This is a genomic window from Arhodomonas aquaeolei DSM 8974, assembly GCF_000374645.1.
Lineage (GTDB): Bacteria > Pseudomonadota > Gammaproteobacteria > Nitrococcales > Nitrococcaceae > Arhodomonas > Arhodomonas aquaeolei.
Map to the genome: position 1 here is coordinate 16,409 of NZ_KB894828.1, position 13,544 is coordinate 29,952.

At 67.9% G+C, this 13,544-nt stretch carries 10 protein-coding genes; 5 read left to right on the forward strand and 5 right to left on the reverse strand.

Annotated features, from left to right (window positions below):
- Nucleotides 1-123 precede the first annotated feature (123 nt).
- Entirely contained in the window at nt 124-642 is a 519-nt protein-coding gene (locus C516_RS21645) for a phospholipase D-like domain-containing protein (RefSeq protein ID WP_342662987.1), read from the reverse strand.
- 343 nt (nt 643-985) lie between these two features.
- Between C516_RS21645 and dctP the strand changes: the two genes are divergently transcribed.
- Together dctP and C516_RS0117430 are read left to right on the forward strand one after the other, a co-directional pair.
- Entirely contained in the window at nt 986-2,122 is a 1,137-nt protein-coding gene (gene dctP, locus C516_RS0117425) for a TRAP transporter substrate-binding protein DctP (protein ID WP_018719703.1), read from the forward strand.
- 99 nt (nt 2,123-2,221) lie between these two features.
- Complete coding sequence (locus C516_RS0117430) at nt 2,222-4,420, forward strand: TRAP transporter large permease subunit (RefSeq protein WP_018719704.1); 2,199 nt, start codon at nt 2,222-2,224, stop codon at nt 4,418-4,420.
- Between the two features lie 583 nt (nt 4,421-5,003).
- On the opposite strand, the gene C516_RS0117435 is transcribed toward C516_RS0117430, so the two are convergent.
- From C516_RS0117435 to C516_RS0117450, 4 genes are all read right to left on the reverse strand, one after another.
- Complete coding sequence (locus C516_RS0117435) at nt 5,004-5,921, reverse strand: cation diffusion facilitator family transporter (protein ID WP_018719705.1); 918 nt, start codon at nt 5,919-5,921, stop codon at nt 5,004-5,006.
- Between the two features lie 102 nt (nt 5,922-6,023).
- Nucleotides 6,024-7,577 (reverse strand): phospholipase D family protein, encoded by a 1,554-nt coding sequence (locus tag C516_RS0117440; protein WP_018719706.1) that lies wholly within the window; start codon nt 7,575-7,577, stop codon nt 6,024-6,026.
- A gap of 46 nt (nt 7,578-7,623) precedes the next feature.
- Nucleotides 7,624-8,010: a rhodanese-like domain-containing protein gene (locus C516_RS0117445; protein ID WP_018719707.1), complete on the reverse strand. Its 387-nt coding sequence runs from the start codon at nt 8,008-8,010 to the stop codon at nt 7,624-7,626.
- A 114-nt stretch (nt 8,011-8,124) separates the two neighbouring features.
- The gene (locus C516_RS0117450) at nt 8,125-9,495 is read right to left on the reverse strand and encodes an L-serine ammonia-lyase (protein ID WP_018719708.1); all 1,371 of its coding nucleotides are present in this window, start codon (nt 9,493-9,495) and stop codon (nt 8,125-8,127) included.
- Nucleotides 9,496-9,689: 194 nt separating this feature from the next.
- Here C516_RS0117450 and C516_RS0117455 point away from each other — a divergent pair, with 194 nt between their 5' ends.
- From C516_RS0117455 to C516_RS0117465, 3 genes are all read left to right on the forward strand, one after another.
- The gene (locus tag C516_RS0117455) at nt 9,690-9,962 is read left to right on the forward strand and encodes an ElaB/YgaM/YqjD family protein (RefSeq protein ID WP_018719709.1); all 273 of its coding nucleotides are present in this window, start codon (nt 9,690-9,692) and stop codon (nt 9,960-9,962) included.
- A 4-nt stretch (nt 9,963-9,966) separates the two neighbouring features.
- Nucleotides 9,967-10,395 (forward strand): phage holin family protein, encoded by a 429-nt coding sequence (locus C516_RS0117460; RefSeq protein ID WP_018719710.1) that lies wholly within the window; start codon nt 9,967-9,969, stop codon nt 10,393-10,395.
- 109 nt (nt 10,396-10,504) lie between these two features.
- Nucleotides 10,505-13,306: a valine--tRNA ligase gene (locus tag C516_RS0117465; RefSeq protein WP_018719711.1), complete on the forward strand. Its 2,802-nt coding sequence runs from the start codon at nt 10,505-10,507 to the stop codon at nt 13,304-13,306.
- Nucleotides 13,307-13,544 lie beyond the last annotated feature (238 nt).

Here is a 13,544-nt window from a genome sequence, read left to right on the forward strand (position 1 = left end):
AGCCACCGGACACGCCGCGTACGCGGACGCCGCACCGGGAATCGGCGACCTCGAAGGCCGGGACGGCATACCGGCATGCGGTGACCGGCGCTGTCGCGCCGGCCGCCGTGTGAGCCCCCGGGTCTACGCCCCGGCGCGCCCCTCGGCCTCGACGAAGATGCGGCGGGCCTCGGGATAGCTCCCCTTGATGCGGGCATCGAGACCGGCGATGGCGGCCTCCATGTCCGTGGCGACGGTGCCGGGGGCGAACTTCACGCTGATGTTCACGAGCAGGAAGTCCGGCCCCATGTGCATGGTCAGCACCTCGTGGACACGCTCGATGGAGGGGACGTCCGCGGCGAGCTCGCGGATGCCGTCGATCACCGGCCGGTTGGCGGCCTCGCCGATGAGCAGCCCCTTGGTCTCGACCGCCAGCCAGATGGCGGTGGCGCGATGATGTAACGCCTCGTCGATGCGCCGGGCGAGCGAGGGGCTGTCGATGAGGAAGCCCGATTCCGTGTTGAGGTTCGCGGAGCGGGCACCGAAGTTGAACGAGCCGACGAACACCCGCTCGCCATCCATGGAAAAGGTCTTGGCATGGAGGCTGGCGCCGGAAATGCCGATCAGCCCGCCGACGAATGATCCGCGTGATACCCCGAGCAGTCCGGAGACCGCAAAGCTGACGTAATATCCATTTCAGTCCCCCTCGATGTTCCTCACGACTACCGATGCTCCGGACACTGGCGCTGTCCAGATGTCCTGATACTCTGAATATCCAAGACCAGAAGAAAAGAAACCGCCCGAGGGTATCGTCGATCCAGGACGTGTCAGCGACGACAGGCTGCAGCATGCGTCCCCCCGCAACCGCGAGATCCAGCGCGTCACCGATCGACGTGTAAGACGGCGGTAGTCGACTAAGCTTTACGGCGAGCGCCCCTTTCAGAAGGGCGTGACAAGACGGAAGCGAAAGAGCGCCCGGCAGGGGCTTTATGAGGAGGAGAGCGGCATGACCGAGAATACTGATCGTCCTGATGAGCGCGCCGGTACCAGCCGACGCAAATTCCTCAAGACCGCGGCCCTTGGGGCGGGCGGCGCGGCGGCACTGGGTGCGCCTTACATCCGCAATGCAAGTGCGGCCAACGGCATCAAGCTTCGCGTGCAGACCTCCTGGCAGGCGGGCACTACCGGCTATAAGACATTCGAAAGCTGGGCGGGGCGCGTGAAGGAGCTGACCAGCGGCGAGGTCACGGTGGAACCGTATTCGGCGGGGTCCGTCGCCGGCGCCTTTGAGCTCGCCGACGCCGTGCGCAACGGCGTGCTCGACGGCATGAACTGGTTCACGGTGTACTGGGCCGGCAAGATGCCCGCCGGCGTATTCATGAGCTCCTACCCCATGGCGCTATCCATGCCCCACCACTGGGACATGATGTTCGGCGCCTACGGCGGCATGGGCTTCGTCAAGGACCTCTACCACAAGCAGGGGCTGGAGTTCCTAGGCTACATCCACCACGACATGAACCTCATCCACTCGAAGAAGCCGCTGCGCAGCTTCGACGACTTCAAGGGCGTCAAGCTGCGCATGCCCGGCGGCATCGTGGCGGAGACGTTCGCGTCCGTGGGCGCCCGTACCACGCTGCTCCCGGGCTCCGACGTCTACCCGGCGCTGGAGAAGGGCACCATCGACGCCGCCGATTACGTGGGTGCCGCGGTGAACTACGAGCTCGGCTTCTGGCAGGTGGCGGACTACATCATCATGGGCCCGCCCTCGACGCCCTGCCTGCACCAGCCGGTCGACCTCATGGACTTCTCGGTCAACCGCCGCGTCTACGAGAAGATGTCCAAGGCGACCCAGGACGTCATGCACGAGCTGGTCGCGGCCTACTCACGCGAGCACTACGCCGCCATCCAGACGGCCAACGCCAAGGCGTGGCCCAAGTACGCGGAGAAAGGCGTGGAGGTCATTCACCTCTCCGAAGACGACGCGGACAAGTTCCGCAAGGCCGCCATCCCGCTGTGGTTCAAGTGGGCCAACAAGGACCCCGACGCGGCCCGGTTCTTCCAGATCCATCTCAAGACGATGCAGGATCCCGCCGTCGCGGTGATCACCGAAGAAGACATCAAGGGCCACGAGCTCAATATCTGAATCTCGCGTCTGGGGGCGGGGGCCTTCCCTTTAAGGGAGCCCCCGATTTCACTGCGTGCCGCGCCAGGGAGGGCGCGGCCGTTGGTGCGGAGATTATCGATGAACCTGCAGGTCAATTTCGTATTGCCGCACTGGCTGTACTGGTCGGTGCTGCTCATCGGTCCGCTGGTCGTGATGTTCATGGTCGACCGAAGCTTCCGCCGCGGGGGCACGGTCAGCGGCACGTCCACCGAGGAGGTCCCCACGGCGGGCGAGGTGCCGGAGGCGCCGGGCAATGCCATCACCCGGCTGGCGGACACGATCTCGGGCTTTACCGGCCGCTACGTCGGCTACTGGGCGATGATCGCCCCGTTCGTCTACAGCTACGAGGTGTTCGTGCGCTATGCGCTGAACTCCCCGACGAACTGGGTACACGAATCCATGTTCCTGATGTTCGGCATGCAGTACCTGGTGGCCGGCGCCTACACGCTACGCGAGGACGGCCATGTGCGTGTCGACGTGCTCTACGCCCGATTCAAGCCCCTGACACGGGCGTCGTTGGATCTGGTGACGGCGACGTTCTTCTTCATCTTCATGTGGGCCCTGATCTTCACCGGCTGGATCTTCTTCTCCCAGGCGATGTCGGGTGAGCACTTCTTCTTCGCGACCGGCTATCGCAACGAGGTGTCCTTCACCGAGTGGGCGATCGAGTACTACCCGGTGAAGTTCACGATCTTCTTCGGCGGCGTGCTGCTGCTGTTGCAGGGGCTGGCACGCTTCATCAAGGACGTCCAGATCTATCGTCAGGCGGTACGGCTCCACACCGAGGGACTGCTGCTGTCGCGCATCCTGCTCGTTATCGGCCTCGCCATCGTGGCCATTACGGTAATCGAGCTCATCAACATCGCCTTCTATGACGAGGGCTACTTCCTGTTCACGCTGGAGAGCAGTCTGGGTGACGTCGGCATCGGCTCCATTACCTGGATCATGTTCGGTTCGCTGCTTGTGGTGCTGCTCTGCGGCCTGCCGCTGGCCTTCGTCACCGGCGGCCTGGGCGTGGTGTTCCTATACCTGATCGGGGATCACTACATGCTCAACCTGATCCCATCGCGGATCTTCCCGTTGATGACCAACTACCAGCTCTCCGCGATACCGCTGTTCATCTTCATGGCGGCGATCCTGGAGAAGGCCGGGCTGATCGAGGAGCTGTTCGACGTCATCTACAAGTGGATGGGCGGGCTGAAGGGCGGTCTCGGCATCGCCACGGTCTTCGCGTCCACGCTGCTGGCCGCGATGGTGGGTGTGATCGGCGCGGCGGTGGTGACCATGGGCATCATCGCCCTGCCCGCAATGCTCAAGCGCAACTACGACCCGAAGATCGCACTCGGCTCGATCATGGCCGGCGGTACGCTCGGCATCCTGATCCCGCCGTCGATCCTCGCCATCATCTACGGCGTGGTGGCACAGCAGTCCGTCGGCGAGCTCTACATTGGCTCGGTGATCCCTGGCCTGCTTCTGTCGGGCATGTACATGGCCTACGTCTGGCTGCGGGCAACGTTGAAGCCCGGCACGGCGCCGCCGCTACCGCCGGAGGACCGTGTCAGCTTCACGGAGAAGATGCGTCTGCTGCGCGGTATGCTGGCACCGGTGGCGCTTGTCATTCTGGTGCTCGGCGTGATCTTCACCGGCCTGGCGACGCCGGTGGAGGCAGCGGGTATCGGTACGCTCGGCGCGATGATCGTTGCCCTGATGCACGGCCGGCTCACCTGGCCGAATATGCACGCGGCCTGCATGACGACGCTGAAGGCCACCGCGATGGTGCTCTGGATCGCCTTCGGCGCCACTATCTTCGTGGGCTTCTATATCCTCCAGGGCGGACAGGAGTTCGTGCAGGAGCTGATCCGTGGCTCCGGTCTGCACTCCTACGGCATCCTCGCGATCATGATGCTCATCCTCATTTTCCTCGGGATGTTCCTGGACTGGGTGGGCATCCTCCTGCTCGCGGTGCCGATCTTCGTGCCGCTGATTAGCGGCCTGGAGTTCAACGGCCTGTTCGGGCTGGACGGCGTGGAGCCGGGCAACGTGGCGCTGTGGTTCGGCGTGCTGTATCTGGTGAACATGCAGATGTCGTTCCTGAGTCCGCCATTCGGCTACGCGCTGTTCTACATACGGGGCGTGACGCCGGCAGAGATACCGATGTCTACCATCTTCAAGTCGGCGTTGCCGTTTCTGGCTCTTCAGCTGGTAGGTCTGACGCTGGTGGTACTGTTCCCGGACCTGATCACCTGGCTGCCCAACAAGGTCTACGGCGGCCATTAATGCGCTGTCATCAGAACTAGTGTTTATTCACACGAGCTGCATGGTGGGAGGGTGGGGGTGGGCAAGGCATGGCGCGTGCGGTATCGATTCCGGGCTAGGCCGGTTTCGTGTCGACGGCGACAGCACCAGTGCTCCTCGACATCCCGCCGGGGCTTTCTTGAAGCAGCCACCCGGGGGGCGCAAATGCTGGCGACGGGCAATGGATTGCCGGTCCGTCGTTTTCCTGCCTTGAGTAGGAACTTCGGTGTCATGGTCAGGGCCGCGCCCCGGTGATCCATGGCATCCGCCCACCCCGGCCGCGCGGGGTGACGGCCCCTTCCCCGCCTATCACCTCATGCGTGGAGGGGCACCGGCTGCCATGGCGGTTGGCGCGGGCCTCGTCGGGCATCGAAATGGGAGGCGTGGTGGCGCGCCTATGAGCCGCCGGGGCGCCCACGGCTCCCACCGCGCCTTATCGGAATCACCGGCCCATCGCGTATCGAGATCGGGCTCGAGCCCTACGGCCGGGGTGCCAGGCCTGGCCCCGTGGATGCGAGTCCACGCCTGACGGCAAGAAACGGGACAGGACCCACGCCGGCCGCCTTCAGGGTCCCGCCTCCGCACGCCCCTCGGCCTCGACGAAGATACGGCGCGCCTGCGGGTAGGCCTCCTTGATGCGGCCGTCGAGGCCGGCGATGGCGGCCTCCATATCGGCGGCGACGGTCCCGGGGGCGAACTTCACGCTGATGTTCACGAGCAGGAAGTCCGGCCCCATGTGCATGGTCAGCACCTCGTGGACACGCTCGATGGAGGGGACGTCCGCGGCGAGCTCGCGGATGCCGTCGATCACCGGCCGGTTGGCGGCCTCGCCGATGAGCAGCCCCTTGGTCTCGACCGCCAGCCAGATGGCGGTGGCGCCGAGGATGCAGCCGATGATCACCGAGGCCACGCCGTCCAGCCAGAGCAGCCCGGTGTACTCGGCAAAGAAGATGCCGGCCATGGCCGTGAGCAGACCGAGCATGGCGGCGGAGTCCTCGAAGAGGACCACGAACATGGTCGGGTCCTTGCCGCGGCGCACCGCCTCCAGGTAGCCCCGCTTGCCCTTGGCGCGGCTGAACTCGGTCCAGGCGAAGAACCACGCCGCCCCCTCGAAGACCATGCCCAGGGCGAGGACGATGTAGTTCACGAACGGGTCGCTGATCGACGCCGGCGCGATGATGTGATGAATGCCCTCGTACAGCGAGATACCGGCGCCCACGGCGAAGATCAGGATCGCCACGACGAAGCTCCAGAAGTACACCTCCTTGCCGTAGCCGAAGGGGTACTCGGCATCTGCGGGGCGGGCGGCGCGACGCATGCCGTAGAGCAGCAGGATCTGGTTGCCGGTGTCGACCAGCGAGTGCACGCCCTCGGAGAACATGGCGGAGCTGCCGGTGAATACGGCCGCGACGAACTTGGTGCATGCGATCAGCAGGTTGCCGCCGAGGGCGGCGAAGATGACCTTCTTGCTCGAACCCGCCATGGGGCGGTCCTCCTTGTCCTTGGGCTGGCGCCGATGACCATACCCTGCCGCCCGGACTCGGGCCAGGGACAACGCGCCGGAGCCGGGGTAACGGCTGCCCGCCTAGAGCAGCGCCTCGATGGGCAGGCACGAGAGCAGCCGCAGCACGAGCCAGCGGGCGAAACCGGTGTTGGGCTCGCGGCGATAGACGGCCGGGGTGCCACCGTCGTGCTCGACCCACTGCAACGCACCGCCGTTGAGGCGGACCTCGTAGGCGGTCTCCGCGACGGTGGTGTCGAACGCCTCGTCGATGCGCCGGGCGAGCTCCGGGCTGTCGATGAGGAAGCCCGATTCGGTGTTGAGGTTCGCGGAGCGGGCGTCGAAGTTGAACGAGCCGACGAACACCCGCTCGCCGTCCACGGAAAAGGTCTTGGCATGGAGGCTGGCGCCGGAGATGCCGAACGGGCCGGCGATGTCCTTCCAGTCACCCTTCGGTGAGTGCCGCCGCATCTCGAACAGGCGCACCCCGGCGGCCAGCAGCGCGCGGCGCCGCTTCATGTAGCCGGCGTGCACGAGTGCGACATCCGTGGCCTCCAGCGCATTGGTCAGCACCCGCGTGGCCACGCCCCGCGCCACCAGGCCGCCGAGCAGCCCGGTGCCCCGGCCGGCGGGCACGAAGTACGGCGATATCAGGTTGAATGAGCGCTGCGCGCCTTCGATCAGGCCCACCAGCCGGTGGGTCAGCAGCCCTTCCGGGGGCGCCCGGCCCAGGCCCTTCGCCGGGTCGTCGCTCAGCATCTCCGTGCGCGCCCACTCCATCGCCAGGCCGCCGGACTCCAGATCCCGCACCAGGCTGCTGCCGCGCACCGCGTCCAGGTAGGCACGGGCGATGGGGGTGGCGGAGAGCGTCGCCTCCGCCGCGTCCAGCCCGGGCTCTGCGAACTCCGGCGGCGCCAGTATGGCTTCCAGCGGACAGGCCGAGGCGCTGGCCCAGTAGCGGTCGAAATCGGTGGAGACGTCCTGCGCGACCGGACCGACGCCGAGGATGTCCAGGTCCGCGAACACCCCGCCCTCGCCGGCGCCGAAGTATTCGTCGCCGATATTGCGCCCGCCGACGATGGTCGCCTGGTTGTCGGCGGTGAACGACTTGTTGTGCATGCGGCGGTTGGCGCGGGCGAAGTCGGTGAGAAAGCCCAAAGACTTGGGCCAGCGCAGGGTGAAGGGGTTGAACAGCCGCACCTCGATGTTCGGGTGGGCGTTGACGGCGGCCAGGGTGCGGTCCAGTCCGTCGATGCCGTTGTCGTCGAGGAGCAGACGCACCCGCACGCCGCGCTCGGCGGCATCGTAGAGCGCGGTCAGCAGCAGGGTGCCGGTGAGATCGTTCTGCCAGATGTAGTACTGGACATCCAGGGTGCGCTCGGCGGCTTCGGCGAGCAGTACCCGGGCGGAGAAGGCGTTGACCGGATTCGGCAACGGGTGGATGCCGCTGCAGTCCGGATGCTCGGCGAGGCGGTCGGTGACCGCCCGGCCGAGGCTGGTGAGCACCGCCTCGCTGACGGGCAGCGAGGCCGAGCGCTCCTGCGCCTGCGCCGCGCCGCGGCGACGCCGCGGCAGCAGGATCAGCGGGCGCCGGCGCCGCTTGCCCCGGCGCGGACCGCTTCCGGCCGGCGGGGTCACCGGGCGCCCGTGGGCTCAGGCGTGTGACACGGCGTCACACCGCCACTCAGTCCTGGCGCCCGCCGACGACGTGCTGTCCGCCGGTGGCCGGGTCGATGGCTACATACGGCAGCCCCGCCCCCTTCCACGCGGCAAAGCCGCCTTCCAGGTGGGCGACCCGGTCATGGCCGGAGCGCAGGCACGCCTCCGCGACCCGGCGCGAGCGCACACCGGAGCCGCAGTGGAAGACCAGCCGCTTGCCCTCCTGGCTGGGCAGCGTTGCCGGATCGAAGGTCGCCAGGGGCGAGAGCAGCGCACCCTTGATGTGCTCGAAAGCGAACTCCTGGGGGGTGCGCACGTCGATGATCGCCACCTCCCCGCGCTGGAAGGCCTCGTAGAGTTCCTTCGGCCCCCACTGTTCCAGGGTCCCGTCCTCGACGCTGAGCGTCTCCATCGCCGTCCTCCCTTTGGTGGTCTGCGGTTCGGAAGGACGATAACACGACCCCGCGCATCCGCGCGGTGGGGCGTTTTCCCGACAGTCCGGGCGCCCCCGCAGGCGGGGAACGGCTCAGCACTCGGTGACGTTCACCGCGAGCCCGCCCCGCGCGGTCTCCTTGTACTTGGTCTTCATGTCCGCGCCGGTCTGGCGCATGGTGCGGATCACCCGGTCCAGGGAGACGAAATGACGGCCGTCGCCGCGCAGCGCCATGCGCGCGGCGGTGATGGCCTTCACCGCGCCCATGGCGTTGCGCTCGATACAGGGCACCTGCACCAGTCCACCCACCGGATCGCAGGTCAGGCCCAGGTTGTGCTCCATGCCGATCTCCGCGGCGTTCTCCACCTGCTCCGGCGTGCCGCCGAGGACCTCTGCCAGCGCGCCGGCCGCCATCGAGCAGGCCACGCCGACCTCCCCCTGGCAGCCCACCTCGGCGCCGGAGATCGAGGCGTTTTCCTTGTAGAGCACCGCGATAGCACCGGCGGTGAGCAGGAAGCGCTCGACCCCGGCGTCGTCACCATCACGAAAACCGGTGTAGTAGTGCAGCACCGCCGGGATGATGCCCGCCGCGCCGTTGGTGGGCGCCGTCACCACCCGGCCACCGGAGGCGTTCTCCTCGTTGACAGCGATGGCATACAGGCTGACCCAGTCCATGACGTCCAGCGGGTCGCCGCGGTCCTCGCGCTCGCGCAGCCGCTCGTGCAGCCCCGGCGCCCGGCGGCGCACGTGCATGCCCCCGGGCAGCTCGCCGTCGCGGGCGCAGCCGTTGGCGACGCAGGCGGCCATGACATCGTGGATACGCCGCAGCCCCACGCTGATGCCGTCGTCATCCCGCCAGGCCCGCTCGTTGGCGCGCATCACCGCGCTGACCGGCAGGCCGGTCTCCTGGCAATGGCCCAGCAGCTCGGCGGCGGTGCGGAAGGGGTATGCCTGGGGCGTGGTGTCCGCGACCACGCGGGCGTTGCCCGACTCGTCCGGCTCCACCACGAAGCCGCCGCCCACGGAATAGAACGTGCGCTCGGCGAGCACCGCACCGTCGCCGTCCACGGCCGTAAAGCACATGCCGTTGGGATGGGCGGGCAGGCTCCTGCGCTTGTTCATCACGAGCTGGCGGCGGTGATGGAACGCGACCTCGTGCTCGCCGGCAAGGCGCAGGCGACCCCGCTCGCGGATCGCGCCCACCCGCTCGTCCACGGCCTCGATGTCCACGGTCTCCGGGTCCTCCCCTTCCAGGCCGAGCATGACCGCGGTATCCGAGCCGTGGCCCCGGCCGGTGGCGGCGAGGGCGCCGTAGAGCCCCACGTGCACGCCGGCAACCCGCGGGAGGCTGCCCTCCTCCGCCAGCGCGGTCACGAACAGCCGCGCCGCCCGCATGGGTCCTACCGTATGCGAGCTCGACGGGCCGACCCCTACCTTGAACAGCTCGAAGATGCTCACCGCCATCGCCACCTCCGCTACCGGGGAAGCGTATTAATGTCTTATTGATACTCCCCCGCAATGGCACGCGCTTGAGCGAAAGCGACGCCCGGCACATCCACGGCGACATCGCCGCGGGTGCCATTTAAATCACGTCACGCAATCCCCAACTGCTGACTGGGGAACGGGATTTTCTGTAACAACGAAAGGGAGACGCCATCATGGCTGAGCAGGATTACGACAAGCTGCGCAACGATATCAATCAGCTTCAGGAGGACCTCCGCGGGCTCACCGGCACGGTGCGCGAGCTTGCCTCCGAGCGCGGCCATCAGGCCTACGAGCGCGTGCGCGAGGGCGCCTCCCAGGCGCGCAACAGGGCCCACGAGGCGGAGCAGAGTGTCGAGCGGGAGATCAGCGAGCGCCCCCTCACCAGCGTCCTGGTGATGTTCATCGGCGGACTGATCACCGGCCTGCTGCTGCACGGCCGTCGTTAAGCCCATGGGCGAGCGTATCAGCGAGGCCCTGGCCCGGGCCCTTACGGCGATGCTGATTGCCGGTTTCGCCACGTTCTTCGCGCTCGGCGGGCTCGGCTTCCTGGCGGCCGCCGCCTATATGGCGCTCACGAGCGTCATGTCCCCGGCGGCGGCAGGTGCCGTCGTCGGGGTCGGCGGTCTGATCGTGGCGGCCTTGCTGGTGCTGAGCCTGCGCAGCCTCGCCCGTGCGCCACAGCGGACGGGCGAGGCCCGTGACCGGGCAGACGGCGACATGGGCGTGGACGCCGCCGCCCGCCTGGGCGAGGACCTGGCAACGGCCATCCGCAGCAACCGCAAGACCGCCGCCGGGGCCGCCTTCGCCGCCGGAGTGATCCTCGGGGTGAGTCCGCGGGCACGCCATGCGGTGCGGGACCTGCTGATGCCGAAGCGCTGAACCGTTCCACAGCCGCCGCGGCGCGCGCGTCTGCGGCTGTTGATACCCGACGGCTGCGTTATACTTGCAGGTTTACCGCCCAACCCTGCAACCGTCGGGATGCCTGATAATGGAGAAGAGCTACGATCCGCGCGCCATCGAGCCCCGCTGGTACGAGACCTGGGAGCGCAACGGCTACTTCGCGCCCTCCGGGCAGGGTGAGCCCTACAGCATCATGATCCCGCCGCCGAACGTAACCGGCACCCTCCACATGGGCCATGCGTTCCAGGACACGATCATGGACACGCTCACCCGTTTTCAGCGCATGCGCGGGCGTAACACGCTCTGGCAGCCCGGCACGGACCACGCCGGCATCGCCACCCAGATGGTCGTCGAGCGCCAGCTCGCCGGCGAGGAGCGCACCCGCCACGACCTCGGGCGCGAGGCCTTCGTGGAGCGGATCTGGCAGTGGCGCGAGGAGTCCGGCGGCACCATCCAGAACCAGCTCCGGCGCATGGGCGCGTCCGTGGACTGGTCCCGCGAGCGCTTCACCATGGACGAGGGGCTGTCCGCGGCGGTGCGCGAGACCTTCGTGCGCCTCTACCGCGAGGGCCTGATCTACCGCGGCAAGCGCCTGGTGAACTGGGACCCGGTCCTGCACACGGCCGTCTCCGACCTGGAGGTCGAGTCCAAGGAGGAGAAGGGCCACATCTGGCACATGCGCTACCCGATGGCGGACGGCAGCGGCCACGTCGTGGTGGCCACCACCCGCCCGGAGACCATGCTCGGCGACACCGCCGTGGCCGTGCACCCGGAGGACGAGCGCTACCGCCATCTCATCGGCCACCGCATCCGCCTGCCCCTGGTGGAGCGCGAGATCCCGGTGATCGCCGACGACTACGTGGACCCGGAGTTCGGCTCCGGCTGCGTGAAGATCACCCCGGCCCACGACTTCAACGACTACCAGGTCGGCCTGCGCCACGATCTCGAGCAGATCAACGTGCTCACGCCCTCGGCGGCGATCAACGACAACGCCCCCGAGGCCTACCGCGGGCTCGACCGCTACGAGGCGCGCAAGCGCGTCGTCGCCGACCTGGACGCCGCGGGACTGCTCGAGCGCGTTGAGGACCACACCCTGATGGTGCCCCGGGGCGACCGCAGCGGCGCGGTCATCGAGCCCTACCTCACCAACCAGTGGTTCGTGGACCTCACCCGCGAGGAGCTTCCCGACGGGCGCCCCGGCGGCCGGCGGATGATCACCCGCCCGGCCATCGAGGCGGTCTCCAGCGGGCGCATCCGCTTCATCCCGGGCAACTGGGACAAGACCTACTTCAACTGGCTGGAGGATATCCAGGACTGGTGCATCAGCCGCCAGATCTGGTGGGGCCACCGTATCCCCGCCTGGTACGACGAGGCCGGCAACGTCTACGTCGGCCACGACGAGGCGGAGACCCGCGCGTTCCACGGGCTGGGCAACGAAGTGACCCTCACCCGCGACGACGACGTGCTCGACACCTGGTTCTCCTCGGCGCTGTGGCCGTTCTCCACCCTCGGCTGGCCCGAGGACACCGACGCCCTGCGCACCTTCTATCCGACCTCGGTGCTGGTTACCGGCTTCGACATCATCTTCTTCTGGGTCGCCCGGATGATCATGATGGGGCTGAAGTTCATGGACGACGTGCCCTTCCACGAGATCTACATCCACGGCCTGGTGCGCGACGCCGACGGCCAGAAGATGTCGAAGTCCAAGGGCAACGTGCTCGACCCCATCGACATCATCGACGGCATCGACCTGGAATCCCTGGTGGCCAAGCGCACCAGCGGGCTGATGCAGCCGCAGCTCGCCCCGAAGATCGAGAAGCAGACCCGCCGGCACTTCCCCGAGGGCATCGCCGCCCACGGCACGGACGCGCTGCGCTTCACCTTCGCCAGCCTCGCCACCACCGGGCGCGACGTGGTCTTCGACATGGGCCGCGTCGAGGGCTATCGCAACTTCTGCAACAAGCTCTGGAACGCCGCCCGCTACGTGCTGATGAACACCGAGGGCGAGGACACCGGCGTCGACGGCGGCGAGGTGAGCCTCTCCCACGCGGACCGCTGGATCATCTCACGGCTGCAGCGCGCGGAGGCCGCGGTCATCGACGGCCTGGAGGGCTACCGCCTGGACCTCGCCGCGCAGGCGCTCTACGAGTTCATCTGGGACGAGTACTGCGACTGGTACCTAGAGCTCTCCAAGCCGGTCCTGCAGAACGCCGGCGAGGCCGAGCGCCGCGGCACCCGGCGTACCCTGGTGCGGGTGCTGGAGGCGGTGCTGCGGCTCGCCCACCCGTTCATGCCCTTCATTACCGAGGAGATCTGGCAGCGGGTCGCCCCCCTCGCCGGCGTGGAGGGCGAGACCATCATGCGCCAGCCCTACCCGGCGCCGGAGACCGCGCGCGAGGACAGCGAGGCGGAGGCGGAGATCGCCTGGGTCCAGCAGGTGATCCTGGGCGTGCGCCGCATCCGCGGCGAGATGAACATATCGCCCAACCGCGCCCTGCCCGTGCTGCTGGTGAACGCCTCGGAAACGGACCGCGCCCGCGTGGCGCGCCACCGCGACTACCTCGCCGCGCTCGCGCGGCTGGAGTCGGTGGACTTCGTCGCCAGGGACGACGCCCCGGAGTCCGCCATCGCCCTGATCGGCGAGATGGAGCTGCTGGTGCCCATGGCCGGGCTCATCGACAAGGCCGCCGAGCTCGCCCGGCTGGACAAGGAGCGCGGCCGCCTGGCAAAGGATCACGAGCGCGTGAGCGCCAAGCTCGCCAACGAGAACTTCGTCTCCCGCGCCCCGGAATCCGTGGTGCAGAAGGAGCGGGACCGGCTGGCCGAACTCGAATCGGCGCTGGCACGGCTCAACGAGCAGTACGAGCGCGTCGAACGCATCCCCGGCTGAGCCGGATCACCGGCGGCGGTGCCCCGCACGGGGCACCCGCAGTTCCCGTTGCGGCAATGCCTGCCCCGGTCCGACGACGGTCCAGGGTCAACGCGGACCCTTCCCCGCCGTGGCCGCGATGTCGCACACGGCCTCGCGGCCGTGCACGACCTACCTTCGGCTGCACGCGCGCGTAGGTCGTGCGCCGAAGGCGTGCGACGTCCTCAATGGCGCCCCGGCGGACACCGAGGAGCCCTGT